Origin of the sequence: Pedobacter steynii (assembly GCF_001721645.1) — a bacterium.
Taxonomy (GTDB): domain Bacteria; phylum Bacteroidota; class Bacteroidia; order Sphingobacteriales; family Sphingobacteriaceae; genus Pedobacter; species Pedobacter steynii_A.
Window position 1 is genome coordinate 4,575,116 of the sequence record NZ_CP017141.1, and the last position, 26,575, is coordinate 4,601,690.

A 26,575-nucleotide genomic window follows, 5' to 3' on the forward strand; every position below is an offset into this window, starting at 1 on the left:
CGTATAAACTATATTTGTAAAAAATAAATAATGGAACAGGCAAGGTTACTTAAGGCAATCATCGAAACGGCCATTGATGGGATCATTACCATTGATAACCGGGGCAGGATAGAGAGCCTTAATCCGGCAGCACTGCGGTTATTCGGTTATAGCCTGGAAGAGGTAGAGGGAAGGAACATTTCTGTCTTGATGCCTGAGCCCGACAGAAGTGGGCATGATGGTTATATTTCCAGATATCAGACTACCGGAGAAAAACGGATCATTGGGAAAGGAAGAGAAGTAAAAGGATTGAGAAAAGATGGGACTACTTTTCCATTCAGACTCGCGGTGAGTGAAGTTCAATATGAAAACCGGATCATTTATACCGGATTTATCCATGATCTTTCCAGAGAGAAAGAGGCCGAAGAACGTCTGCGGGAATATGCTGCAGAGCTGGAAGAGCTGGTAGAAGAACGGACAAAATCGCTGAAGAAAACGGTAAGGGCCTTAAGTGAGGCGAAAGAAGAGGTGAGTCTTTCTTTGGAAAAAGAAAAAGAGCTGAATCAATTGAAAAGCAGGTTCGTATCTATGGCCTCCCACGAATTCAGAACCCCGCTGAGCTCTGTGCAGCTTTCAGCTTCACTGATTGATAAATACGCGGAGCCTTACGACAATAAAAATATCCGTAAACATGTCAGCAAGATCAAAAATGCGGTAGGCAACCTGACCACCATTCTGAATGATTTTCTATCTCTGGAACGTCTCGAAGCAGGGCGGGTGGAACCTACGTTTACGGCTTTTGACCTGGTAAAACTCGCTGAAGAGATCACTGAGGAAATGCAGATGATTGCCAAGCAGGACCAGAATATCATTTATCAGCATACCGGATTGCAAAGCATGGTACTCCTTGACCCCAATCTGTTGAAAAACTGTATGATCAACCTGATCTCTAATGCCATCAAATATTCCGGAGAAAATACCTTCATAGAATTCAATACAGAAATCAACGATCAGCAATGTATTGTGACCATTAAAGACAATGGCATCGGAATTCCGGAATCTGATCATAAATACTTATTCCAGCCCTTTTTCCGTGCCCATAATACCGGAAATATTCCCGGAACTGGTCTGGGATTAAATATTGTTCAGCGATATGCTTCCCTGATGAAGGGGGACTTATATTTCGAAAGCCGCATTGATACAGGGACTAAATTTGTCCTGTCCTTCCATAAATAAAACACCACATTGATGAAGAAGACACAGATACTCATTATAGAAGACAACGACGACATCAGGGAAAGCACCGCAGAGATTCTGGAACTGGCCAATTACGAAGTCCTGCAGGCCAGCAATGGCCGGATAGGAGTTGAACTGGCCAGCACACACCTGCCGGACCTGATCCTATGTGATATCATGATGCCTGAACTTGATGGTTATGGCGTATTGTATTTACTCAATAAAAATGAAAATACCGCTGCAACTCCTTTTATCTTCCTGACTGCCAAAGCAGAACGTCTGGATATGCGTAAAGGAATGGAAATGGGAGCTGATGATTACCTGACCAAGCCTTTTGATGATGTGGAACTGATGAATGCCATAGAAAGCCGGCTTAGTAAAAAAGAAAAACAGCAGCATTTCTATAGCCAGTCGCTGGAAAAACTGAGCGCCTTGTTCAGCAACACTTCCGGTTTGCAGGAGCTGGAAAGGATAATTGCCGCCCGTAAGGTCCGGACGATAAAAAAGCGACAGATTGTCTATTATGAAGGAGACCATGTTTCCGGAGTTTACCTGGTGATGCAGGGAAAGGTTAAAACCTTTAAGCTAAGCGAAGATGGCAGAGAGCTGTTAACCGGAATGTATGGTCAGGAGGAGTATTTCGGTATTACTTCTTTATTGCTGAATGCCCCTTATTCAGAAACGGCAGAGGCCATGGAAGACAGTACTGTTTGTATGTTGCCAAGGGATCTGATGGAAGATTTGCTCAACCGGTATCCTGATGTGGCCAGACAGTTTATTGAAATTCTATCCAATAACCTTCAGGAAAAAGAGGAGCAATTGCTCCAGCTGGCCTACCACTCGGTAAGAAAGCGTATGGCAGAAGTACTGACCAGACTGTGCAAACAGGAGCAGGAAGGTGCTGAACTGACCTTGCGTGTTTCCAGAGATAACCTTGCTGCGATGGCAGGAATGGCTACGGAGACGGTAAGCAGGATCCTGAGCGATTTCAAAGACGAAGGGATTATTGAAAGGAAAGGCAGCCAGATCGTTATCCTGGATCAGCTTAGGTTGCAACAAATGAAAAACTGACGAAGATCACTTTTTAGGCTGACCAAACTCATTCCCCCCGCCGGGCCTTCATGCTAACTTTGATTATTAAATAAATCGAACCTGCATGAGAGTTGTCGCATATAGTATAAAATCTTTTGAAAAAGAACCCCTGGCCATTGCCAATAACAAAAAGCATGAGATCACGCTGATCTCTAATTCACTGAGCCCGGAAACTGCTTCTTATGCTGAAGGTAAAGAAGCAGTAATCGTTTTCAATGAGGACGACAACGTTTCTGCTATGGTGATCAATAAACTGGCAGACCTGGGCGTTAAATTCATTGCCACACGCTCTACAGATACCACACATATCGACACCGAAGCTGCTGCTTTAAGGAGCCTGAAGATCGCTAATGTTCCCCTGACTTCTTTATCCGGACTTAGCGAGAAGGAATTGCCTATGGCTCTGGCTATAGAGACCATCATCAACCTGGACAACTGGCAGCAAAACCGCTGCCTGGGCGATGCCTGTGTATGTTCCAGATCATGTGATCAGGCAGAAAGTAAGGTTCATATTAAAGGAAAACCTCATCAGTACTAATATGAACAACATCATTTCAAAATACCATGTTGCCGCCCCGCGCTATACCAGCTATCCGACGGTCCCTTATTGGGATGAATCCGATTTCAGCGCAAAAAACTGGACTAAGGCAGTTATACAATCTTTTAAAGAAAGCAATCAAAGGGATGGCATCAGTCTATACATTCACCTCCCTTTTTGCGAAAGTTTATGCACCTATTGCGGTTGCAATACCCGAATTACCAAAAATCATGCAGTAGAAACGCCTTATATTGAGGCAGTACTGAAAGAATGGCAACTGTACCTGAATTTATTTGTGAGCAGGCCGGTAATCAAGGAATTACACCTTGGTGGTGGCACACCTACGTTTTTTAGTGCAGCAAACCTGCAGCTGCTGATTGAAGGGATCCTTCAATACGCTGATCTTCATCCCGATGCAGAGTTCAGCTTTGAAGCCCATCCCGGGAATACCAGTCCGGAACATTTAACTACCCTCAATCAGCTTGGATTCAGAAGACTCAGCCTGGGGATTCAGGATTTTGATCCACATGTTCAGCTGATCATCAACAGGATTCAAAGCTATGAGCAGGTAGAAGCAGTGACTTTGAAAGCCCGGGAATCTGGTTATACTTCCATCAATTATGACCTCATTTATGGCCTGCCTCAACAAAATTTAGCAGGTCTTTCTGATACCCTTGATGCCGTCGTAAAATTAAGACCAGACCGCATTGCTTTTTATAGTTATGCCCATGTACCATGGGTGAAGCCGGGCCAGAGAAGATATACGGAAGCCGATCTCCCTGCTCCGGAACTGAAACAGGACTTGTATGAACTTGGATGTAAAAAACTGAAGGAAGCCGGATATATCGATGTGGGAATGGACCATTTTACCCTGGTAACAGATAGCCTGTATGGTGCCGAGATTAAGGGGGATCTACACCGTAACTTTATGGGCTATACCCATCAGTACAGCCGGTTAATGGTGGGGCTGGGCGTATCATCGATCAGTGATACCTGGTCTGCCTTTGCACAAAACGTGAAAAAGGTGGAAGATTACATCAGTATTGTAAATGAAGGAAAGCTGCCGGTATTTAAAGGACATCTGCTGACCGAAGAAGATTTGGTGATCCGTAAACATATTCTGAACATCATGTGCAGGGGATATACTTCCTGGGACAAAGCCGAAGAACAGTCTGAGGGATTGATGGAAGGGTTAAAGCGAATGCGCTGGCTGGCAATGGATGGCCTGGTGCTGATGTCTGAAGATAACCTGAGGGTAACCCCTCTGGGGAAACGCTTCTTAAGAAATATCTGTATGGCATTGGATGTCAGACTTTGGGCCAATCAGCCAACAACACAGTTGTTTAGCCTGACGGGTTAAGGCATGGCCGGAACCTGAAATGTACTTCGGGTACGTTCAACAGCAAAAAAGCAGCTCGCTTTAAACTTAGCAAACCACCTTACAAAAAGGACTTGAAATGTTTAAAGCGAGCTGCTTTGTTTAATCTTGTATTGCATCAGCTGTCCGATAGAAGAGGCCCTGGAAATGGCGTTGTCGGCTACCGGACCTTCAAAATGAGTACGAACTGTAGTTTCCCATATTTTCATCCATTGATCAAAATGTTCTCCATGTAAAGGAACTTCTTTATTTAAGGCAATGTGCTTTAACATCGGATTTCCCTTATAGGTCACCACATCTAATAAAATCGTTTCCCAGAAAGAGACCATCACCGGGATGTGTCTTTCCAAAGAAAAGGCTGCAGCTTTAAATACCGGGCCGATTACAGGATCAATCAGGGCATTACTGTAGAAAGTATCTACCAGGAAACGGATGTCATTGCTATCTTTTATATCGTTCATATTCGTTGCTAATTTACGTTTAATGGATGGAAAGAATTTTATCTGCATTCTGCGACCCCTTGCTCAGCTCCCGCCGGGCTCAGATAGGGAATGTTTAATTCCAGTCCCCGGAAAATAAACCAGATGCCCAGGCAAAGCATGAAGTAAGGAATAACCTTGTTAATCCTCCTGCGGAGCAATGCTCCTGTAAATCCCATACTCAGGGTAGCGATGAACATCAGTGGGAGAGTGCCCATTCCGAACCAGAACATGTAAGTGACCGAATTGCTTACATTTCCGGTATTTAATGCCCCTGCCATGGCCAGATAAACAAAACCACAAGGTAAAAAGCCATTAATTATCCCAATGATCAGGTGGTTGGCTTTATGCTTTAAGGCATAATTAAAAGCCTTATGAAAAGGCTTCAGAAAGAAGGAAGGCGTGTTTTTAAAGACCTGAAATTTGAATAACCTGGACGATGCCGCCATGACAATCAGCACTCCGCTAAAGATGCTGACCCCTTGCTGCAACCCTGCCATCCAGATCTGTTGTCCGATCAGGCCAATCATCAGCCCCAGAAAACAGTAGGAAACAATCCTTCCCAACTGATACAGCAATTTGTCCAACACCAGGAATGCCCATCCCTGTTTCAGGGAGGGCACAGCGAAGGCAAGGGGACCGCACATACCTATGCAATGCACGCTCCCCAGCAATCCGATCATGAAAGCAAGCCTTTCCGTACTCATTTTATCATGACCTCCTGCTCATCCAAATAGGATTTACCCGCGCTATTCCAGATAATGATCAGTTTCCATCTGCCTTTGGCAATGTCATCCGAAGGGATGACAGACTTATAGTCCGTATCTGTTTTGATCAGTACAACTTTGTCCATACGCTTATCCGAAGGGCGGACAATCTTAACTTTTCCTTCTGCAGCTTCTTTGAAGGTCAGGACGATTTCACCGGTTAACACCTGTACTTCCGGTGCCGCATGATCTGCCTTTACCTGTTCCTTCCGATTGTAGTCCGCATCATAATTGAGCCCTTTTTCATAATAATCATTGTCTACAAGGGCATCCGGTGTGCTGTTAAACATCAGTACCGCCAGTACAATAATAAAGGTCATAAAAGAGACCATTCCTATCATTAATTTCGTTCCCCAGTTCCATTTCATCTGCTTAATCATTAATTGGTGCTATAAATGTAGTTTCAAACCGATCCAGAACTTTGCCATCCGACACCAGTTTGAAACCGATATCCGATTTGTATTTTTTCAATCCGAGTTGTGGCATGATCACAAAGAAGGTCAGCTTGGCCACACCGCCATAGGCAATTGAATCGGATTTCTGGATGTATTGAATTCTTGTTGACGGATCATCAGGTACGATTTCAAATTTCAATGACCTATTGGTTTTATTAATCAGTTCGGCATTGTATAAATTGCTGACTTCCTTTTCTTTCTCCCGCATCTGGTACAGTGTTCCTCCTGCACGTAAAATGGTGGTTTTAACGTCACTTCTCACGATCAGAAGATAACTCAGTACGGCAATTAAAACCAGTAACACGCCACTATAGGCATAGACTCTTTTATTCAGTTTGAAGCCTTGTTTGTTTTTGATCTCATCATCCGACTTAAACCCGATTAACCGGGTAGGGCGGTTGATTTTTTCCATCACCATGTCGCAGGCATCAATACAGGCGGTACAGTTGACGCATTCCATTTGAGTGCCGTTTCTGATGTCGATACCAGTAGGACATACCTGTACGCAAAGCTTACAGTCGATACAGTCGCCAATCTGGTTTTCTGCTTCCTTGACCCGTTTCCCTCGCGGTTCCCCGCGTTCATAATCATAGGCCACAATGATACTCTGGTTATCCAGCAGCACGCCCTGCAAACGCCCATAAGGACAAACAACGGTACATACCAGCTCCCGCATTCTGGAGAATACCAGGTAAAACACAATGGTAAAAATACAAATGGCAATAAAACCGGTCAAATGTGCCGAAACCGGTTCAGTAATGATGCTGATCAATACCGACGAGCCGATCAGGTAGGAAAGGAAGATATTGGCAATCAGAAAAGAAATCGCGAGATAAATTCCATGCTTCAATCCCTTTTTGAAAACCTTCTGTCCCGTTAATGGCCCCTCATCCAGCTTTTTGCGTTTGTGGTGATCGCCCTCAATCCAGATCTCTATTTTCCGGAAAACCATTTCCAGAAAGATCGTCTGGGGGCAGGCCCATCCGCAAAAGACCCTGCCAAAAACGACAGTGAAGAGCACAATGAACACAATAAAGATCAGCAATGCCAATACAAACAGGTAAAAATCCTGAGGCCAGAAAATGACCCCAAAGAAGACAAACTTCCTTTCCAGAATATTCAGAAGGACCAATTGCTCCCCATTTAATTTAAGAAATGGGGCAGCAAATAGTAAGGTCAGAAAAAAATAGCTGACCAGAGCGCGGTATTGATATAGTTTTCCCTTGATGACATGCGGATAAATCCATTTGCGACTTTTACCGTCATCGGTAAGGGTGGAGATCTGATCTCTGAAGTGTCCTGGACTTTGCGACGACATATTATTCTTTTTTGCCCTGAGGTGCTTTCGCTCCTGCAGGATTACTTCCTTTTAATGACAATACATAATTGGTGATATCCGAGATTTGTTTGGCATTCATGGATTTCTCCCAGGCCACCATTCCTTTTTCAGGAACACCATATTTAATGGTCTTGAAAACATCTTTTGCACCTCCGCCATGTAGCCAGAATTCATCCGTCAGGTTTGGGCCAACGCCACCTTCTCCGTGTTCCCCATGACAAGGGGTACATACTGTCTTGAACAATGCAGCACCTTTCTGGATCATTTCTTTATCCGTACTCTGCTCCATATTGTTCTCATTGATCTGCGGACCACCGGCTCCGGGTTTCTGAAGAAAAGCAATACGTGCTTCTTCTGCTTCCTGCAGCTCTACCGCATATTCTTCTTCCTGTGATTTTCCCCAGTTAAAGACATGGTAGTTGAACATATAACCAATGGCAAAGATGATGGTTCCATAGAACAATACACTGAACCAGGCAGGGGTAGGGTTATCCAGTTCCGCAATGCCGTCAAATTCATGCTCCATCATGAGGTCTTTCTCCTCTGTCATAGGTTTTAAGCCCATGATTTTGGTCCAGATCGATGGTTTTGCTTTTTCTTCCGCTTCGCGTTCTGCGGCCAACAAACGGAATTGTTCTTTCTCCTCTGCAGTTGCAAATGGGGAAGGGCTGATGCTTTCCTTGATAAAGATTTTGATGACCTTCAATACCTGTAAGGAAACGATAAGGATAATTGCTGCAACAAACAGCAAGGCCCAAATAAGTAGCTCTGTCATTACTCGTCGTCTTTTAAAGGTAATTCACTCATATATTTTATTTCGTCTTTTTTCATGGTCAGCAGGAGAATGCCGACCAGTAAGAAAAAGAGCATGAAAATTCCAAGAGAGGTGAGTAAATACACCTGGCTTCCATCTACTTGATTTAAAAATTGCTTAAACATGGTGTTTTCGTTTAGATGTTTACTTTGCTTTAATATCCGTTCCCAAACGTTGCAGGTAGGCAATCAGCGCAACGATTTCTTTATCACTTTTCACTTTGATATTGTTCTTCTGAAGATCCTGGGCAATGGCCTTTGCCTGTTTGTCCAGGTCTTTGTTGGCTTTATGCTCATAGCCCTCTTCGTATGGAACCCCTAAGCTGCGCATCGCGTTGATCTTGCTGATGGTGGTAGTCGTGTCCAGTTTCTGGGTAATCAACCACTCATAAGGAGGCATGATACTTCCCGGCGACATGGTCTGTGGGTCCAGCATGTGATTGTAATGCCATACATTGCCGTATTTACCACCTTCGCGCTGCAAATCCGGTCCGGTACGTTTCGAACCCCATAAATGTGGATGGTCGTAAACAAACTCTCCCGCTTTACTATATTCACCATATCTTTCTGTTTCTGAACGGAAAGGGCGGATCATCTGAGAGTGACAGCTTACACAACCTTCGCGGATGTATAAATCGCGCCCCTGTAATTCCAAAGGAGAGTAAGGTTTTACGCTCGCAATCGTAGGAATATTAGATTTGATTGTAAAAGTGGGCATCATTTCGATCATTCCACCAATCAGGATTACGACCAGAGAAAGTACCATAAACACCATTGGTTTACGTTCCAGCACACGGTGTAGCTTTTTTTCTGCGCCATGAGGTACATAGTCTTTCGCCAATGGCATGGCTTCTGCCGGCTCATTCGCCACCAGTTTACCCATACGTACCGTTTTGATCAGGTTATAAGTCATCACGATCACTCCGGTAAGGTATAATGCACCACCGATAGCCCTCAATACATACATCGGAAGGATCTGTATGATCGTTTCCAGGAAGTTCGGATACCTGAGCATGCCATCCTCAGTGAACTCTTTCCACATCAGTCCCTGTGTGAAACCTGCGAAATACAAAGGCACGGCATAAAATATGATACCCAGTGTTCCGATCCAGAAGTGGAAGGAAACCAGTTTTTTAGAGTATAATTCTGTTCTGTAGATGCGGGGAATTAACCAGTATAAAATCCCGAAGGTTAAGAAACCATTCCAGCCTAAGGCACCTACGTGGACGTGTGCTACGATCCAGTCGGTATAGTGTGCAATGGCATTGATTTGTTTCAGGGCCAGCATCGGACCTTCAAAAGTGGCCATACCATAAGCGGTAATACCCACTACCATGAATTTAAGCCTGGAATCTTCTCTTACTTTGTCCCATGCACCGCGAAGGGTCAATAATCCATTGATCATTCCGCCCCAGCTTGGTGCAATCAGCATGATAGAAAATGCTACTCCCAACGATTGTGCCCAGCTTGGTAAAGAGGTATACAATAAATGGTGAGGACCAGCCCAGATATAGATGAAAATCAATGACCAGAAGTGCAGGATACTCAGTTTATAAGAATATACCGGACGTTGTGCCATTTTTGGCAGGAAATAATACATCATTCCCAGGTAAGGCGTGGTCAGGAAGAAAGCCACCGCATTGTGCCCATACCACCACTGTACCAGTGCATCCTGAACCCCGGCAAATAAATAATAGCTTTTAAAAGCAGATACCGGAAGCTGGAAAGAGTTGACAATATGTAATACGGCAACCGTAACAAAGGTGGCAATATAGAACCAGATGGCCACATACATGTGTTTCTCTCTTCTTTTGATGATGGTACCAAACATATTGATCCCGAAGACTACCCAGATGACCGTAATGGCAATATCAATCGGCCATTCCAGTTCTGCATATTCATGCGAGGAGCTGAATCCTAAAGGGAGCGTAATCACTGCAGAAACAATGATGAGCTGCCAGCCCCAGAAGTGTATTTTACTCAGCACATCACTGAACATCCTCGCTTTAAGGAGTCGTTGGAGTGAATAATAAACGCCCATAAAGATGGCATTACCCACAAAAGCAAAGATCACCGCATTGGTGTGTAATGGCCTGATCCGGCCGAAAGTCGTGTACTGGGAGCCCATATTTAATGCAGGCTTGAAGAGCTGCATGGCTATGAGCAATCCGACCGTCATTCCGATGATGCCCCAGACTATGGTGGCTACTGCGAAGTTCCTGACGATCTTGTTGTCGTAGTAAAATTTATCAGTCATGTTAAAATAATGAGTGGTTGTTTATTGCATGTAAAATTAGGGCGGTGTGCGTGACTATAGAATGACGCATATTGCGGTTAATAGTGATCCTCATCACTTTTTATGTCAGCCTGGTCGGATTTAACCTCATCGTCGAAGAGTATCCGTACCGATGGGGTATAGGTATCGTCATTCTGTCCCGTTCTGCTGGCCCAGAAGAATGCGGCCAGAAAGATCAATGCCAGCAGGATACTACAGCCAATGAGAAAGTAAATGATGTTCATAGCAATTGGTTTTTTCTTGCATACAGCCGGGCTGCAATGCTGGTGAATAAAATGATCGTTACCGTACTGATGGGCATTAAAACTGCTGCAATGAGTGGAGAAAGCATACCCTGTACTGCAAAGTATAATCCCAGTGCGTTATAGGTCAGGGAAATGGCAAAGCTCATATGAATTACTTTTACCGCGTCTTTAGCCTGCCGGATGAATTGTGGTATTTTATGAAAACTGGCGCCATCCAGAATGGCATCACAACCGGGAGAGAAATTGTTAATATTGTCGGTTACCGCAATCCCCAGGTCGCTTTGTTTTAAAGCACCGGCATCATTCAATCCATCTCCGAACATCAGTACTTTTCTGTTCGAAGATTGAAGCTTCACGATATAATCCAGTTTGTTTTGTGGACTTTGTTTAAAATGCATTTGCTGCGTACGTGGGAAAAACGGAACCAGGCTTTGTTTGTCCTGTTCCTGATCACCCGACAACAGGTGTAAGTCGGCATCTTTACCCAATTTGAAAATCAGGTCCTTAAAACCGGGACGCCACTGTTGCTGAGCACAGAAGAAGCCATGGTACTGCTCATTAATAACAATATGTACAACCGCTCCGGGAGCCGTTGCTGCGATTTCCAGTCCAAGGAAAGAGGCACTTCCTAGTTTTAAGGTATTTCCGTTTACCGTTCCGGTAATTCCCCGGCCCACCTTTTCCATATATTTTACTACACTATATTTAGCTGGTCTGTCCAGCCATTTCACCAGCTCCCTGCTCAGGGGATGTCCGGAGTTTTTGGCCAGGTCATTAACCAGCTGTTTTTCCTCTCCGCTAAGTCTGCCTTCAAAACTGAATCCTGTTGCATCAGGATTCGTGATGGTGCCGGTCTTATCAAATACATAGGTATTGATGCGCGCCAGTTCTTCCACAACCGCTGTATTTTTCAGGTAGAACTTATTTTTATCAAAAATGCTCAGTACTGCGGCGAGAGTAAAAGGAGAGCTTAAGGCCAGTGCACAAGGGCAGGCAATGATCAGCACGGCCGTAAAGGAGGCAATTGCTTTGGTGGTATCGCCTTTAAAGAACCAGAAAGCAGCAGCGACAATGGCAATGCTCAGGAGCACAATACTGAAATATTTACTGGCCCTGTCGCTAAAGGTTCTGATCCGGTTTTTCTCTCCAAAAAAGGCCTCATTGTTCCACAACTGGGTGAGGTAACTTTGAGAAACAGGTTTAACCACTTCCAGCTCCAATGCCCCGGAGAGTTGTCTGCCACCTGCATAAACGACTTCACCCAGAACTTTTTTTACAGGCAGGGATTCACCGGTTACAAAGCTGAAATCCATTTCTGCATCTCCTTTTAACAGGATGGCATCTGCCGGAATGATTTCATTGCTGCGGATCAGGATCCGGTCGCCAACACTCAGCTCATTTAAAGGAATGGGCCTTTCGCGGCCTTTCTCCATCAGGGTCACTGCAACGGGGAAATAAGAACGGTAATCCCTTTCAAAGGAAAGGTGATGATAGGTATGTTGCTGCATCCATTTCCCTACCAGCAGGAAGAAGACCAGACCGCAAAGGGTGTCTACAAAACCCGCCCCTGTATTGGTCAGGATTTCTGCGATGGAGCGGATAAACATCACGGCAATCCCCAAAGCAAGTGGGAAGTCCAGGTTTAATATCCCGTTTTTTAAGTTGTTCCAGGCCGAAATAAAGTAATCCCGTCCACTGTAAAATACGACAGGTACAGAGAAAGCCAGGTTCAGCCAGCCAAAGAAAGACTTAAACTCCTGATCCAGATTTGTAATTCCAAAATAATCGGGAAAGCTGAGCAACATCACATTGCCAAAACAGAAGCCGGCTACAGCAATTTTGGTGATCAGGTTTCTTTCTGAATGATCAGATTTTTGCTTTTTAACCACATCCTGCAAGCTGATCAGGGGTTCATAGCCAATGGCCGATAAGGTTTCCACGAGCTGCCGCAATGACAATTCCTGGTTTTTATAGGTAATGACAACCTGCTTTTTGAGGAAATCAATTCTGGATTGCAGGATTGTTGGTTTAATCTTATGAAGGTGCTCCAGCAGCCAGATGCAGGAGCTGCAGTGGATGGCCGGAATATATAAAGTGATGACGCTCACTCTTTCGTCGCTGTAGTCCAGCAGGTTTGCGGCAATTCCCGGTTCGTCCAGGTATTCAAAGTGTTGTGCCCCATTCTTTTGCGTCTGTCCGGGTACGTCATTGTAGGCGTAGTAGCTGCTGAGGTCATGGCTCGACAAAAGCTGGTAAACGCCCTGGCATCCCAGACAGCAAAAAGTCTTGTTATCCAGTACGTAAGGGCTTTTTGGGAGCTCGTCACCACAATGATAACATTGGGTTTCCTGGGCTATGGTTTTCTGTGCTAACATAAGGAAATTCTATATTTCCAAAGTTCCCGCTTCCCCCTAAGTATAAATATGACGACGGTCACCTTCCTGCCTGATACAGATCAGAAACCATCATGAAAAATAGAAGTTATGACATCTTTTAAAGTAATTTTAAATATGAAAATTAAAACACCCATATTTACTAAAGAAAAGGGCACAGGTCTGAAGCCTCCAAAATCATCTAAAACAGGCTTGTGATCGCTTCTCAAACCCTTGAAAAACAATATTTACTAAAGAAAAACAATAGGATACCAGATGAATTATAGGGAAATATTAGACCAGTTGAGGTCGCATGTAGCCAACGTATTCCACGCTAAAAGCGATGCCAGACTTATATATCATAACCTAAACCATACCGAGCAGGTCGTAGAGAATGCAGTGAAAATTGCCAACCATTACCAGCTTTCTGATGAAGACTTTTTCATCGTTACCGCGGCCAGTTGGTTCCATGATCTGGGCTACTTTTTTGACTGCCAGCATCATGAAGCAAGTGGAGCAGGACTGGCAACAGAATTCCTGAAGGAAAAAGGAGTTAAAGCAGAGGTCATCGATAAAGTGGTGAACTGTATCCTGGCTACTAAAATGCCACAAAACCCGGAAGGTCTGCTGGAGCAGATTGTTTGTGATGCCGATCTGTATCATTTGGGAAGTAACAGTTTTAAAGAACGAAACAAACTGATGCGGAAGGAAGCCGAAGCTTTCTGTAACCGGGTATTGGATAAAGATGAATGGAGATTAAAAACAATCGCCCTTTTTAAAGCGCACCATTACCATACTGCGTATTGTCAGAATTTGCTGAACGCGAAAAAAGCAGAGAACCTGGCCGATCTGGAACACAAAGCGGAGGAGGCACAAAAGGAGACGGCTCTTATGCCTGTAGCAGACAAACCGGTATCGCTGGAACCTGAAGTGGCTGCGGAAAGCAAAAAAGATAAAAAGAAAAAGAGCGAGCGGCCGGAAAGGGGAATTGAAACCATGTTCCGGATCACTTCTACCAATCACCAGCGATTGAGCGATATGGCCGATAATAAGGCGCACATCATGATCTCTACCAATTCTATCATTTTATCCGTGATTCTGAGTATCCTGCTGAGAAAGCTGGAAGATAACCCACACCTGATTATCCCGACCTTAATCCTGTTGGTGATTTGCGTCGTGACCATGGTTTTCTCTATCCTGGCTACACGTCCATCCATTCCGGAAGGGGTATTTACCCCGCAAGACATTACCAATAAAAAGGTAAATCTCTTGTTCTTCGGTAACTTTTACCGCATGAGCCTTCCGGATTATGAAGGTGGAATGATCAAAATGATGGAAGACCGGGATTTCCTTTATGGAAGTCTGATCAAAGATCTTTACTCGCAGGGAGTAGTCCTTGGCCGCAAATACCGTCTTTTAAGAATTGCCTATAACGTTTTTATGTTCGGGATTGTGATCTCTGTAGTGGCCTTTATCCTGGCGTCATTCCTGGTTACCTTATAATATGGAGTCTGCTGTTTTTTTTAACCGGGATTTAAGCTGGCTGAGCTTTAATGAGCGTGTGCTGATGGAAGCCTCAAGGCCTGCTGTGCCAATCCTGGAACGCATTAAATTTCTTTCTATCTATTCCTCCAATCTGGATGAATTTTACAGAGTGAGGATGCCGGTGCTGATGTGGGATTTTGAACTCGCGAAAAACAAGATCAACCAGCAGCAGCAAAAGTTTGGCGAGATCATGGTGGAACAGATCCTGCCGGAACTGGAAGCTCAAAAGGTTCATTGGTTATACAATAAACCTATTCCTGCCACCATTTCTGATCAGATTTCCGATATTTTCTTCAATGAAGTGCTCGCCTATATCCACTCGGTTTGTATTGACCGGGACCTGACGGATTTTTTTGCCGAGAATAATAAACTCTACCAGGTGATCATTTTAAGAGATAAAGAAGGGAAAGAACGCCTGGAGTTAATCAGTATTCCTTCGGAAGTCCTGCAGCGTCTGTATGCCATCCACTTGGGAGAGGAACAGTATGTGGTATTTTTGGAAGACATCATTAAACATAATTTAGCTTACCTCTTTCCTCATGATGTGATTCATGGTGCCTATAACCTGAAGATCACCAGAAATGCCGCTTTAAAAATAGGGCAGGAGTATGCGGAAGACATTACCAGTGCCCTGGAAAAGCAACTGGAGGTGCGTGATTTTGGTTTTGCTACCCGTTTTCTTTATGAACCAGGGATACCTCTTAGAAACTTATACCGCGTAATTCATGCCCTGAACCTGAATAAGGCTGCAGTGGTAGAAGGTGGAACTTATCATAATTTAAAAGACCTCAATAACTTTCCTTTAGACAGTAAGCAATTCGGATATCCGAAATGGCCGGCTGCCCTGGCGGAGCGGGTTGCTGAAAAGGATACGCTTTTTAACCATATCCTCCGCAAAGACATCCTGATCAATGTACCTTATCAGAATTACGATCCGGTACTTCGCTTTTTCAATGAAGCTTCAAATGATGTGTCGGTGGAAGAGATCTTTGTGACCCTTTACCGGGTGGCCAGCAATTCCAGAATTGTCAATGCACTGATGACTGCCGCCAAAAACGGTAAGAAGGTGGTGGTGCTGGTAGAGCTGAAAGCAAGATTTGATGAAGCAAATAACATCAAATGGGCCAAACAGATGAAAGCTGCAGGGGTGCGGATTGTTTACAGCAACCTCGACCTGAAGGTACATGCTAAAGTAGGCCTGGTGAAAAGAAATATCGAAGGGGAAACGCAATACCTGGGTTTACTGGCTACGGGCAACCTGAATGAAAGCACCGCGAAATTTTACACGGATCATATTTTACTTACTGCCCATCAGCCGATGTTACAGGAGCTCGAGTCTTTATTTGGCTTTTTAAGCAAGAAAAAGAAAACTCCCGGCCTGGAGGACCAGATCTCTTTTGAGCACCTGCTTGTTGCACAGTTTAACCTGCAAAAAACCTTTCTGGATCTGATCCAGAGAGAAATTGACCATGCAAAGGCGGGCCTTCCTTCGGGAATCATCATCAAAATGAACAACCTGGAAGAACAGGTACTCATCGCTAAATTATATGAAGCTGCTCAGGCAGGAGTGAAAATACAACTCCTCATTCGTGGCATTTGCTGCCTCATTCCCGGGCAAGCAGGATTGAGTGAAAACATTACGGTGAGAAGGATTGTGGACCGCTACCTGGAACATGGACGGATCTTTATCTTCCATAATAAGGGGGCAGATGATACCTATCTTGGCTCCGCAGATTGGATGAACAGAAACATTTATAGCCGTATTGAGGTATGTTTTCCGTTATATGACGCTGAGTTGAAACGTCTGATTATGGAAATTATTACCTTGCAGCTTCAAGATAATGTGCAGGCGGTAAATATCAGTTCCACCATGCAGAATGAAGAGATCAGTGCCCTGCCGGCATTGCGCTCTCAGGAAGCCATTTATCAGTTGTTAAAAAGGTTTAACGCTAATTAATGAACGTATTTTATGAAAAAAGTCTATACTAAACTATTCTATATTCTTCCGGTTCTGGCACTTTTTGTTTTTTATGCCTGCAAACCCATAGCTTCCAAATTCAGCAGCCCTGCGGGTTATGACCTGGAGAAACCCGACAAATTCAATATGCCGGAAAGCCTCCTGGAGATCTCGGGGATTACATTTTATAAGGGACAGCCGGATACTGTTTATTCGATTCAGGATGAAGATGGAAAAGTATTCCGTCAGAAGTGGGACATTAAAGACCAGAAGAATGTTCGTTTTGCCGCTAAAGGTGATTATGAAGACCTGGCAATCTTTAAAGAAAAGATCTTTGTTTTGAAAAGTAACGGACACCTTTTTTCTTTCCCTTTTGCAGAAGCCGTTAAGGAAGATGCAGAACAGGTGAAACATAATAAAGGATTGGTGCCGAAAGGGGAATACGAAAGCTTATATGCAGACGAGGAAAACAGCAAGGTATATATCTTATGTAAATCATGTCCGGTAGATAAAAAGAAGAAAACCGTAACAGGATATGTACTTAACTATCAGTCTGAGATTGACAGCCTGGTTCCTGAAAGCTCTTTCAGCATTGACCTGGAGCAGATCAAAACAATGAATCCTAAGCTGAAAGCAAGTCTGAGCCCTTCTGCACTAACTAAAAATCCAAAAACCAAAGAATGGTATATTCTGGCGTCAGCCAATAAGTTGTTATTGGTTGCAGATGAAAACTGGAAGGTGAAAACCATCCACCGCCTGAGCTCCGGACTCTACAATCAGCCGGAGGGAATCGCCTTCGACAAAGACCTGAACCTGTATATTTCTAACGAGGGGGATGAGCTGACCAATGGCAACATCCTCAAGTTTAAATATACGCCTGCAGGTAAATAGTACTGAAAAATAAATAATACAACAGATGCAAGCGATCACGCTGGATTTAAATAATAGTATTGTTGGAACGGGCGAGAGGCCGGTTGGCGCAGACATAAAGCTGTCGCTGAGGCCATTTATTGCTTATGTGGAGAACATGGCAAATACGGAGAAAACCGCCAAAATCAATTTTTATAAATACATTCTGGAGCAGTTTAAGCAATTCCCTGAATTGCAGGAGCCCATACCAATGGAGAATGTCCAGCGGTACAATGTGCTTTTTGAATTGATCTATACGGCATTATCGCCAATTATAAATGAAGAGAAAGAGCATTTATGGGCCATTAGTACACCACTGATGCCCTGTTTTCATTATGGAACAAATGCTTTTTATAATGTATTGATGGAGCCCTCCACCTGCACCTTGAAAGCGGATTTGAGTCTGCCTTCAAAGCTGGAAATGGAAAAAAGCCTCTTGTCAGCATTTTATAACCTGGTGCTCCGCCGCTTTTATAATTTCTCCCTTACTGCCAATGAGTTTACCGTTAAATCAATTATCGATCCGGAGACAAAACTCCCTAAGTATTATCGTTTAATTATAGATACCAGGTTTCTGGACATTACCGCGAATGTGGAAATGCCGGTATATGACCTCAATATTGTGAAAGATTATATTCAGGATGAAACCAATACGATAGACATTTTAACCAAGTTAATTCCACCTGAAATCTTTACCATAGAAGGGATTTCTATTGTGACCATGGTGGATGTGACCGGTGAATATGTGTTGGAATCGATCAAGAACATCATCATTGAACACCATGAGTCCAAGAATGTAAGCCATAGTAAAGAAATTGCTACTGCCTTAAAGACCCTTGTGGGAACTGAAAAGCTGGAATTTGGCATGTTACCTTATACTAAGCTGAACAATAAGCTCCTGGTGAATGAGAAATCAGGTTTTTACAGCAAGCTGATCAAACTGGCCGAAGAAGATGGTTGGAAATATGAGGATGAGTTAAATCTTATTGAAGAATACCTGAGCAATCCGCGGACCATGATCTTTCCGGAAATTACAGAGGAAGATCAGGAAAAATATCCGATGCTCCGCCTCCTTTGGGCGAAAGGAATCAAAGCCTATGGCCTCTTTCCTTTGTACTACAACGCGAAATTGGTAGGATGCCTGGAATTGTATACCGAAGATCCGACCAAATTTAACGGAAGTACCCTGACGAAAATTGACCTTGCCTTTCCATTACTGGCGCAGCTATATCAGGATATCATCACTGATTTCAATCAGGAGATCTCGGAAATTGTAACCGATAAATTCACGGCATTGCAGCCTTCGGTTGAATGGCGGTTTCATCAGGCGGCATATCGTTATCTACAATCCGGAGGTAAAGCTAGAAATCTGCCTGTTGAACCGGTTTTCTTTAAAGAGGTACATCCTTTTTATGGGGCGGTAGACATCCGGAATTCCAGTGTGCTCCGTAATATGGCCATCAGGAAGGACTTGTATGTGCATTTCGAGATCCTGGAAAAAACATTGGATGCAGTGAAAGATAAAGTCTGTCAACTGCAGGATGGAGAAATGCCTCAGCAATATCAAATCTGGAACAAAGAACAGTTTGAAGAACTTTCAGACCGTGAAATTCTAAAAACTGAAGATTATCTGCAACGCCAGATTCCTTATGCCCTGACTCATTTGATGGAGACTTATCCGGAACTTACTGAAACGGTTGATGATTATTTCAGACTCACTGCCGTTGATGGAAAAAGCTATGAACACCGGGACCGTTATGAAAAAAGTCTTCAGATGATCAACCTGTCGGTCACCAGGCACCTGGATGAGTTTAACAGAGAGATTCAACGCATTTATCCCTGCTATTTTGAGAAATTCAGAACCGATGGGGTAGAGTTTGATATTTACCTGGGCCGTTCTATCGCTCCGGATAAAGCGTTTTCAGAGGAGATCCTTCATGAGTTCCGCCTGAAACAATTAAAAGTCCTGGCAGAAATTGCCCAGACCACCTTTAGTCTGGCGCCTTATTTCTCTTTACCATTGGAAACTACGCAGCTGATTTTCGTGTATGAAAAGCTGATCGACATTAGTTTCAGAATCGATGAACAGCGCTTTGATGTGGAAGGAAGTTATAATATCCGATACCAGATGGTGAAGAAAAGGATCGATAAAGCACATATCAAAGACACCACAGAACGCATTACCCAACCTGGAAAGATCGCAATTGTATACTTTAACAGTTGGGAAGCACATGAATATGTAGGATATATTAAAACTCTTCAGGATATTGGTCTTTTAAATGACGACCTTGAGTATCTTGATATTGAGGAACTACAGGGAGTTGAAGGATTAAAAGCCCTCAGAATAGGGGTAACGCTTAAAAATTAAAATAAACCATGCGTTTTAAAAAGGAGCTGCAAGCTGCATTATTAGTAAAACTGGCTCTTGTAGCCATTCCTTCGCCTGGCATTGCACAGCATGTCGGGCAAACGGATTCCATTACAGTAGCGATTGCACCGGAATATGATAAAGTAGGTGGTTTTCACCGTTTCTGGTTGGGAGAAAGCTATCGTAAAATATGGGCTACCCCTGTGAAATTGAGAATCATGGACCTTCAGAAAGAAAAGGGAGGACTTACGATCATTAAACTGGGAGGAGGGATGCAGACCCGTTCCCTGCGTCTGAAAGATGCTGCGGGAAAAGAATGGGTGCTGAGAACCGTTCAGAAATATGCCGATAGAAGTCTGCCGGAGAACCTGAGGGCTACCATTGCAAGAGATATTACTCAGGATCAGGTATCTACCAACCATCCTTTTGCTTCCCTGATTGTTCCGACATTGGCCGGAGCACTCGACCTCGCACATGCAAAACCCGAAATCGTGTATGTAGGCGATGATCCCGGATTGGGAGAATACCGTAAGGATTTCGCAAATGCCGCTTATGTGTTTGAAGAAAGGTCTCCTTTTGAAGAGAAAACAGACAATACCGAGAAAGCCCAGAAGAAAATCCTGAAAGATAATGATACCCGTGCAGATCAAAAAATGACCCTTAGGGCGCGTTTGCTGGACTTCCTGCTGGGAGATTGGGACAGGCATGAAGACAACTGGCGCTGGTCTGTAGAGAAAACCAAAGACGGTACCACTTATAGCCCGGTTCCAAGAGACCGCGATAAAGTGTTTTATAAAACTTCAGGCGTTTTCCCATGGGTATTGACCCATCAGTGGCTAAAATCTCACCTGCAACCTTATTCCCCAACCATCCGGGATGTGGAACATTGGAACTTTAACGAAAGGTATTTTGACCGTTTCTTCTTAAATGAGCTGACGGAGCAGGACTGGAAAGAGGAAGTGAAGGTAGTACAGTCTAAGATGACCGACGAACTGATTGCTAAATCTTTCAGGGAAATGCCGGATCCTATCTTTAAACAGTGTGGAGCGGAGCTGATTGCTAACTTTACTTCAAGAAGAAATCAGCTGGAAACACTGGCTTTGAAATATTATAGGTTTTTATCTATAAATGTCGATGTGCCTGCTTCAGACAAGACCGAATATTTCGATGTAAAACATCAGGATGATGGAACGGTAAGGCTGCACGTATATAATATTAAGAAGGATGGAAGTAAAGGACGCCTGTTCTTTGACCGTACTTTTAACCCGGAGGTAACCAAAGAAATCAGGTTATTCGGATTGGGTGGTAAAGATGTTTTTGATGTTCATGGTAAAGCCAGCTCTCCGATAAAAGTGAGGATGATTGGTGGGGATGAAGAGGATCAGTTTAAGGTAGCAGAGGAGGTCAGCAATAAATCAGGACTCTTTATTTACGACCGTAAGGACGAAACAAATGAGCTCCCTCAGAAAGGTTTTGCCAAGTTAAGGCTTGCAAAAGATACTGCCGTTAACCAGTTTAATAAAACCGGATTCCTGTACGACAGGTCTGGGGTTTTATTCGACCTGAACTATAATATTGATCAGGGAGTGCAGATTGGATTGGGCTATATCATCGAAAAACAAGGATTCAGAAAGTCGCCATATGCTTCAAAACAGGAGTTCTGGGCGCATTATTCTACCGGAAGAAAGTCTTTTATCCTCGATTATGCCGGAGATTTTAAGAAAGCAATCGGTAACAATGACCTGAAGGTAACGGTAAATATGTTGGGCCCTAATAATTTGAGTAACTTCTTTGGCCTGGGGAACAATACAGATTATATAAAAGATGATGACCATCATGAGGAGAATGAGGAAGAGAACGATAAAGAAGATGGAATTTCTTACTACAGGAACCGGTATAATTATTTAAATGCCAGTCTGAAACTCAAAAGAGACCTCGATAAATTCTGGAGTGTGGAAGGAGGATTGCTCTTGTCTTATTATGCAAGTAACCGATCGGAGAATGAGGAACGTTTTCTTTTTGATTATGATTTAGCCAATCCCGGGCAGGATGTATTTTCTAATCGCTTTTATGCGGGACTAACTGCGGGCTGGTCTTATGATACACGCGATCATATTGCCATTCCTAAAAAAGGAGTGTTCTGGAAAACTACAATTTCTGCGCAGCAACGCGTAACAGGGGAGGATCAGCGCTATGGGATTGTAACTTCGGAATTCCGTTTTTACCTCAATCCATGGAAATCCGGCCTGGTAATCGCCAACAGAATTGGTGGCGGGACTACAGTTGGTAACCCGGCATTCTTTCAGCACATTCAGCTGGGCGGAGTAAACAGCCTTCGTGGCTTCAATAGCAGAAGATTTACCGGTCGCACGGGAGCATACCATAACCTGGACCTGCGACTAAAGTTGTTCAATTTCACCTCATACCTGGTTCCCGGAACAGTGGGGATGATCGGGTTTAATGATGTGGGCAGAGTCTGGCAACCTGGAGAATCCAGTGGAAGATGGCACCATGGCTATGGTGGTGGTTTATACATCATGCCGGGAGATCAGATCCTCATCCAGGGTACATTGGGTTTCTCTAAGGAAGCGACAATGCCCTATTTCTCAGTAGGTTTCAATTTTTAGCCCGAAATCCCTTTCTATTTCTGAGAGCGAGGGAAACAAAGTCTGCCTGAAAACGTTCTATTATTACAAATTATATCATCAAATGAGATTATTAAAAAGCTTTTTGCCCCTTAATTTATTGTTGCTTGGCACGCAGGTGGTAAGCGCTCAATTTAAATTGCCGACACTTCCTTATGCAACCAACGCACTGGAACCTGCTATTGATAAGCAGACAATGGAAATTCACTACGGTAAACACCATGCTGCCTACGTAAACAACCTGAATGGTGCCTTAAAAACTGCTTCAGCTGAAGGAAAGTCATTGGCCGAACTGTTGGCACAGGTTTCCAAATACCCTGCTGTAATTAGAAATAATGCCGGTGGTCATTTTAACCACAGCCTCTTCTGGCTGATCATGACACCTAAACCAAAACCGGTTTCTGCCGGGTTTTTGAAGGAAATTAATGCCAATTTCGGATCAATAGAGAAATTTAAAGCTGCTTTTGCCGATTCAGCAGCCAAAAGGTTTGGATCAGGGTGGGCATGGCTGATTGTTCAGAATGGAAAACTGAAGATCAGTACGACAGCGAACCAGGACAATCCTTTAATGGACGTGGTAGCAGAGAAAGGGAAACCAATTCTGGCACTGGATGTCTGGGAGCATGCGTATTACCTGAAGTATCAGAATAAACGCCCGGATTATATCAATGCATGGTGGACAGTAGTCAACTGGGCAGAGGTAGAGAGAAGGTTTAATGAAGTTAAAAAGTAAGCATGTCTGTTCGCAGACGGAAATCCTTGCCCTGAAAAAGGGCAAATATTTCTAGGTCTGCTCACAGAACGCATACTTTTTTTGGGTGCTAAACCCGGGAGGAGTATAAAAAAAGCCGCATCATTTTAAATGATGCGGCTTTTTTTATACGATGAATATAAGCTTTTTGGGACGCGTTGAAATAAAGTTTGGGATCTGTTAAAATGTTTATATGTTTGTGTTATACTAGAACAGTATAGAATAGTACTGTTGCTTTGGTTTGAGTGATAATCAACCGAATGATACAACCGAATGATACAACCAAATAATATCAACCAAATAATATAAACCAAACCAACTAAACAAAAATGCGTATGAAATTAAAAATGACCCTTAAAGTATTCATGCTATTCTCTGTATGCGGGGGGCAGATGGGGATGATCAATGCCGTTAATGCCCAGTCTGTGGTGCAAACAACAGATCGGGTAACGGGGAAAATAACCGACGAAACAGGTGGGGGCCTGCCGGGAGTTTCGGTTACAGTTAAAGGCAAAGGAACTGCTGTTTCTTCAGATGGATCAGGCAATTACAGCATCAATATTTCCGGGAAGGAGATATTGGTTTTTTCATTTACCGGTTATACCACAAAGGAAGTAGCCGTAAATGGGACCACCAGAGTTAACGTACAATTGCAGGTGGATCAAAAAGTTTTGGAAGAGATTGTGGTGGTGGGCTATGGGGTTCAGAAGAAGGTAACGGTTACCGGGTCTGTAGCTTCAATAAAAGGGGACGTACTCAGACAAAGTCCGGCGGCGAATTTAAGTAATGCCATTGCAGGGCGTGTTCCCGGGGTAATTGCTTCCAATCGGTCCGGAGAGCCGGGCAATGATTTTTCTACTTTACTGATCCGTGGTAAGGGGACATTGAACGACAATAGTCCGCTGATCGTGATTGACGGAGTTGCCAATAGGGGCGCATTTGAAAGGATTAATCCCGATGATGTAGAAAGTATCAGTGTATTGAAAGATGCTTCCGCTGCTATATACGGTGCTCAGGCTGCAAATGGTGTTATTTTAATTACCACGAAACGGGGGAAAACCGGAAAGCCGGTCATTACTTATACCGGGAGTTATGGACTTACCCAACCTACACAATTGCCTAAACTGGTAGATGCCGGGCAGTATGCCACGTATATTAATGAGGTAAATGACCGTTTGGGACAACCTCATCAGTATTCTGATGCAGATGTGCAGAAGTATAAAGATGGCAGCGACCCTTTGAATTTTCCCAATACCGACTGGTACGATGCGGTATTGAAAGATTTGTCGCCACAATACCGCCATGCCATTAGTCTGAGCGGTGGAAACGAAAAAACAGATCATTTTATTTCCGGCGAGTATTTAAATCAGGATGGTATTTTTCATAAATCTGCCACCAATTACAAACAATATAACCTGCGCTCCAATATCGGTTCTCAGGTAACAAACGACCTGAAAGTATCTTTGAATGTTTCGGGAAGGCTCGAGGACAGGCATTATTCTAATTATAGCAGCGGGAGTATTTTTGCAGAGGTACTTTCCGCTTATCCTACTTTACCGGCCTATTATCCAAACGGGCTTCCCGGACCAGGACTTGCCGGTGGGCGCAATCCCGTGTTGATGGCTTCCGGAGCGACAGGGTATAACAAAACAAAGGATTATTCCCTGATTTCTGATGCCTCATTTCATCTTAAATTGCCTTATGTTACCGAAGGACTTTACCTTTCCGGACTTGCAGCCTTTGATTTCCGCTTTCGCAATGGAAAGAAACTGTATGACAACTGGGATGCCTATCGCTATAATAAAACCAGTAATGAATATGTGAACCTGCGGGATACGGAAGGGCCGATTAACCTCAATGAAGACTTCAGAAATTACCAGCTGCAAACTTATAACCTGAAATTAGGTTATGAAAGACGCTTTGCGGCCCACCTGATCACTGCATTTGTGGCTTTTGAACAAAGCGAAAACTATGATGAAGGAATCAGTGCCTACCGTACAGGGTACCTGAGCAGTAAGATCGATCAGATTTTTATTGGAGGGGATAAGGACAAGAACAATGGAAGTGTGGCCTCACAATCTGCACGCAGGAATTTCTTTGGCCGTTTTACGTATGGTTATAAGGATCGCTATCTGGCAGAGGTTATTTTACGCCATGATGGTTCGTTTAACTTTCCTAAGGGTAAACAATGGGGAACTTTTCCCGGTATCTCCCTGGGATGGAGAATTTCTGAAGAGGACTTCTTTAAGCAGCAGGTCAGCTTTGTAAACCAGTTGAAAATCAAGGCTTCATGGGGTAAGTTAGGGAATGATAAAATTGCGCCTTACCAGAATTTGCAACAATATTACCTGGATGGGGGATTCTATTTCGGCCCGGATAGCGAGAAACAACAGGGCTTGTCGGCAGGCGTGGCCCCAAATCCGGGAGTGACCTGGGAAGTGGCAAATAATATGAATATCGGGATAGAATCTGCTTTCTTTAACGGTGAGCTGAGCATCAATGCCGATTATTTTATTTCTAAACGTAACCGCATTCTGATTGCCCGCAATGCTTCTGTTCCTTCCAGCACCGGATTGAGTGGCAAGTTGCCCGTAGAAAATATTGGAAAAGTAGACAACAGGGGCCTGGAGCTGGAACTGATGTACAGGCACAGCATCAATAAGGATTTTTCTTACCAGGTTGGTGGGAACTATACCTATACCAGGAACAAGGTGGTATTCATGGACGAGGCAGCGAATGTTCCCGAATGGCAGAAAATTCAGGGACATTCCATGGATTCCTGGCTGGTATATAAGAGTACAGGGATTTATAAGACACAGGCAGAAATTGATAATTCTGTACATCTGGCTGGTACAAAACCTGGTGATATTGGCTATGAAGACATTAATGGAGATAAAAAAATCACTTCTGATGATCGGGTCCGCATATTTGAAACGCCAACTCCCAGCAGTGTTTTCGCATTGACTGCCGGTTTTCAGTATAAAGGATTTGGATTGGACATCCTTTTGCAGGGGCAGGGGAAAGCAAGGCAATTGATCCTGCCACAGCAGGGAAATGCCATTACTCCTCCGGTTTGGTTATTTGAAGACCGTTGGAGCGTAAATAACCCTGAGGGCACATATCCAGCTTCTTTTGACCGGAATGATCCGGTAAACAACAGGTATTCAGATTTCTGGCTTCGCAATGCTGCATTTTTAAGGCTCAAAAATGTAGAAATCTCTTACACCTTCCCGAAAACATTCATCTCCCGTTTAAGCCTGCAAAACCTACGTGTTTTTGTAAATGGAAGCAATCTGCTGGTGATGAGCAAAATTAAGGACTACGATCCTGAGCTCAATGCGGTGACCGGAAGCTATTACCCGCAAACCAGAATCATGAGTGCCGGAATCAATATTTCTCTTTAATCCTAAA

Annotated in this window: 20 protein-coding genes; 11 read left to right on the forward strand and 9 right to left on the reverse strand. The window is 43.8% G+C overall.

All coding sequences use genetic code 11. The annotated features are described in order from the left end of the window. The first annotated feature begins 30 nt into the window (after positions 1–30). The 4 genes from BFS30_RS18925 to hemN all read left to right on the forward strand — a co-directional run bounded on the left by BFS30_RS18925 (position 31) and on the right by hemN (position 4,205). Entirely contained in the window at positions 31–1,215 is a 1,185-nt protein-coding gene (locus tag BFS30_RS18925) for a PAS domain-containing sensor histidine kinase (RefSeq protein WP_069380723.1), read from the forward strand. A 12-nt stretch (positions 1,216–1,227) separates the two neighbouring features. Then, positions 1,228–2,286 (forward strand): response regulator, encoded by a 1,059-nt coding sequence (locus tag BFS30_RS18930; RefSeq protein WP_069380724.1) that lies wholly within the window; start codon positions 1,228–1,230, stop codon positions 2,284–2,286. A gap of 85 nt (positions 2,287–2,371) precedes the next feature. Continuing rightward, a complete protein-coding gene (locus tag BFS30_RS18935) occupies positions 2,372–2,845 on the forward strand; it encodes a lactate dehydrogenase (protein WP_069380725.1) in 474 nt (157 codons plus the stop codon). A 1-nt stretch (position 2,846) separates the two neighbouring features. Then, a complete protein-coding gene (gene hemN, locus BFS30_RS18940; RefSeq protein WP_069380726.1) occupies positions 2,847–4,205 on the forward strand; it encodes an oxygen-independent coproporphyrinogen III oxidase in 1,359 nt (452 codons plus the stop codon). Between the two features lie 101 nt (positions 4,206–4,306). Here the strand turns inward: hemN and BFS30_RS18945 are convergent, their stop codons facing one another. The 9 genes from BFS30_RS18945 to BFS30_RS18980 all read right to left on the reverse strand — a co-directional run bounded on the left by BFS30_RS18945 (position 4,307) and on the right by BFS30_RS18980 (position 12,992). Then, a complete protein-coding gene (locus BFS30_RS18945; protein WP_069382530.1) occupies positions 4,307–4,684 on the reverse strand; it encodes a group III truncated hemoglobin in 378 nt (125 codons plus the stop codon). 38 nt (positions 4,685–4,722) lie between these two features. Further along, entirely contained in the window at positions 4,723–5,409 is a 687-nt protein-coding gene (locus BFS30_RS18950; RefSeq protein WP_069380727.1) for a sulfite exporter TauE/SafE family protein, read from the reverse strand. Next, the gene (locus tag BFS30_RS18955) at positions 5,406–5,849 is read right to left on the reverse strand and encodes a FixH family protein (RefSeq protein ID WP_237028607.1); all 444 of its coding nucleotides are present in this window, start codon (positions 5,847–5,849) and stop codon (positions 5,406–5,408) included. Before BFS30_RS18955 ends, BFS30_RS18950 begins: the two co-directional genes overlap by 4 nt. After that, the gene (gene ccoG, locus BFS30_RS18960; RefSeq protein WP_069380728.1) at positions 5,842–7,242 is read right to left on the reverse strand and encodes a cytochrome c oxidase accessory protein CcoG; all 1,401 of its coding nucleotides are present in this window, start codon (positions 7,240–7,242) and stop codon (positions 5,842–5,844) included. The genes BFS30_RS18955 and ccoG overlap by 8 nt, the downstream gene beginning before the upstream one ends. A 1-nt stretch (position 7,243) precedes the next feature. After that, complete coding sequence (locus BFS30_RS18965) at positions 7,244–8,038, reverse strand: cbb3-type cytochrome c oxidase N-terminal domain-containing protein (protein ID WP_069380729.1); 795 nt, start codon at positions 8,036–8,038, stop codon at positions 7,244–7,246. Beyond that, on the reverse strand, positions 8,038–8,202 hold the full coding sequence (locus BFS30_RS27955; protein ID WP_167353165.1) for a hypothetical protein: 165 nt from the start codon (positions 8,200–8,202) through the stop codon (positions 8,038–8,040). The genes BFS30_RS18965 and BFS30_RS27955 overlap by 1 nt, the downstream gene beginning before the upstream one ends. 19 nt (positions 8,203–8,221) lie before the next feature. Further along, the gene (ccoN, locus tag BFS30_RS18970) at positions 8,222–10,333 is read right to left on the reverse strand and encodes a cytochrome-c oxidase, cbb3-type subunit I (protein ID WP_069380730.1); all 2,112 of its coding nucleotides are present in this window, start codon (positions 10,331–10,333) and stop codon (positions 8,222–8,224) included. 77 nt (positions 10,334–10,410) lie between these two features. After that, positions 10,411–10,596, reverse strand: a complete 186-nt coding sequence (ccoS, locus tag BFS30_RS18975) for a cbb3-type cytochrome oxidase assembly protein CcoS (RefSeq protein ID WP_069380731.1) — start codon at positions 10,594–10,596, stop codon at positions 10,411–10,413. Then, positions 10,593–12,992: a heavy metal translocating P-type ATPase gene (locus BFS30_RS18980; protein ID WP_069380732.1), complete on the reverse strand. Its 2,400-nt coding sequence runs from the start codon at positions 12,990–12,992 to the stop codon at positions 10,593–10,595. Before BFS30_RS18980 ends, ccoS begins: the two co-directional genes overlap by 4 nt. A 273-nt stretch (positions 12,993–13,265) precedes the next feature. Here BFS30_RS18980 and BFS30_RS18985 point away from each other — a divergent pair, with 273 nt between their 5' ends. From BFS30_RS18985 to BFS30_RS19015, 7 genes are all read left to right on the forward strand, one after another. Further along, positions 13,266–14,492: a Pycsar system effector family protein gene (locus tag BFS30_RS18985; RefSeq protein ID WP_069380733.1), complete on the forward strand. Its 1,227-nt coding sequence runs from the start codon at positions 13,266–13,268 to the stop codon at positions 14,490–14,492. Between the two features lies 1 nt (position 14,493). Beyond that, positions 14,494–16,491 carry a polyphosphate kinase 1 gene (gene ppk1 / locus BFS30_RS18990; RefSeq protein WP_069380734.1) on the forward strand — a complete coding sequence of 666 codons (1,998 nt, stop codon included), beginning with the start codon at positions 14,494–14,496 and terminating at the stop codon, positions 16,489–16,491. Positions 16,492–16,503: 12 nt separating this feature from the next. Next, on the forward strand, positions 16,504–17,382 hold the full coding sequence (locus BFS30_RS18995) for an SdiA-regulated domain-containing protein (protein WP_069380735.1): 879 nt from the start codon (positions 16,504–16,506) through the stop codon (positions 17,380–17,382). Between the two features lie 25 nt (positions 17,383–17,407). Continuing rightward, positions 17,408–19,768, forward strand: coding sequence for a hypothetical protein (locus BFS30_RS19000; RefSeq protein WP_069380736.1), 2,361 nt, complete (start codon positions 17,408–17,410; stop codon positions 19,766–19,768). Between the two features lie 8 nt (positions 19,769–19,776). Then, positions 19,777–22,395 (forward strand): BamA/TamA family outer membrane protein, encoded by a 2,619-nt coding sequence (locus BFS30_RS19005; RefSeq protein WP_069380737.1) that lies wholly within the window; start codon positions 19,777–19,779, stop codon positions 22,393–22,395. Positions 22,396–22,477: 82 nt separating this feature from the next. Further along, positions 22,478–23,146 carry a superoxide dismutase gene (locus BFS30_RS19010; protein WP_069380738.1) on the forward strand — a complete coding sequence of 223 codons (669 nt, stop codon included), beginning with the start codon at positions 22,478–22,480 and terminating at the stop codon, positions 23,144–23,146. Between the two features lie 353 nt (positions 23,147–23,499). Beyond that, positions 23,500–26,568 (forward strand): SusC/RagA family TonB-linked outer membrane protein, encoded by a 3,069-nt coding sequence (locus tag BFS30_RS19015; RefSeq protein ID WP_167353166.1) that lies wholly within the window; start codon positions 23,500–23,502, stop codon positions 26,566–26,568. Positions 26,569–26,575 lie beyond the last annotated feature (7 nt).

Bases quoted from the DNA above. Each gene is read 5' to 3' on its own strand.
- BFS30_RS18925 (WP_069380723.1), top strand. From the start codon at position 31: ATGGAACAGGCAAGGTTACTTAAGGCAATCATCGAAACGGCCATTGAT.
- BFS30_RS18930 (WP_069380724.1), top strand. From the start codon at position 1,228: ATGAAGAAGACACAGATACTCATTATAGAAGACAACGACGACATCAGG.
- BFS30_RS18935 (WP_069380725.1), top strand. From the start codon at position 2,372: ATGAGAGTTGTCGCATATAGTATAAAATCTTTTGAAAAAGAACCCCTG.
- hemN (WP_069380726.1), top strand. From the start codon at position 2,847: ATGAACAACATCATTTCAAAATACCATGTTGCCGCCCCGCGCTATACC.
- BFS30_RS18945 (WP_069382530.1), bottom strand. From the start codon at position 4,684: ATGAACGATATAAAAGATAGCAATGACATCCGTTTCCTGGTAGATACT.
- BFS30_RS18950 (WP_069380727.1), bottom strand. From the start codon at position 5,409: ATGAGTACGGAAAGGCTTGCTTTCATGATCGGATTGCTGGGGAGCGTG.
- BFS30_RS18955 (WP_237028607.1), bottom strand. From the start codon at position 5,849: ATGATTAAGCAGATGAAATGGAACTGGGGAACGAAATTAATGATAGGA.
- ccoG (WP_069380728.1), bottom strand. From the start codon at position 7,242: ATGTCGTCGCAAAGTCCAGGACACTTCAGAGATCAGATCTCCACCCTT.
- BFS30_RS18965 (WP_069380729.1), bottom strand. From the start codon at position 8,038: ATGACAGAGCTACTTATTTGGGCCTTGCTGTTTGTTGCAGCAATTATC.
- BFS30_RS27955 (WP_167353165.1), bottom strand. From the start codon at position 8,202: ATGTTTAAGCAATTTTTAAATCAAGTAGATGGAAGCCAGGTGTATTTA.
- ccoN (WP_069380730.1), bottom strand. From the start codon at position 10,333: ATGACTGATAAATTTTACTACGACAACAAGATCGTCAGGAACTTCGCA.
- ccoS (WP_069380731.1), bottom strand. From the start codon at position 10,596: ATGAACATCATTTACTTTCTCATTGGCTGTAGTATCCTGCTGGCATTG.
- BFS30_RS18980 (WP_069380732.1), bottom strand. From the start codon at position 12,992: ATGTTAGCACAGAAAACCATAGCCCAGGAAACCCAATGTTATCATTGT.
- BFS30_RS18985 (WP_069380733.1), top strand. From the start codon at position 13,266: ATGAATTATAGGGAAATATTAGACCAGTTGAGGTCGCATGTAGCCAAC.
- ppk1 (WP_069380734.1), top strand. From the start codon at position 14,494: ATGGAGTCTGCTGTTTTTTTTAACCGGGATTTAAGCTGGCTGAGCTTT.
- BFS30_RS18995 (WP_069380735.1), top strand. From the start codon at position 16,504: ATGAAAAAAGTCTATACTAAACTATTCTATATTCTTCCGGTTCTGGCA.
- BFS30_RS19000 (WP_069380736.1), top strand. From the start codon at position 17,408: ATGCAAGCGATCACGCTGGATTTAAATAATAGTATTGTTGGAACGGGC.
- BFS30_RS19005 (WP_069380737.1), top strand. From the start codon at position 19,777: ATGCGTTTTAAAAAGGAGCTGCAAGCTGCATTATTAGTAAAACTGGCT.
- BFS30_RS19010 (WP_069380738.1), top strand. From the start codon at position 22,478: ATGAGATTATTAAAAAGCTTTTTGCCCCTTAATTTATTGTTGCTTGGC.
- BFS30_RS19015 (WP_167353166.1), top strand. From the start codon at position 23,500: ATGAAATTAAAAATGACCCTTAAAGTATTCATGCTATTCTCTGTATGC.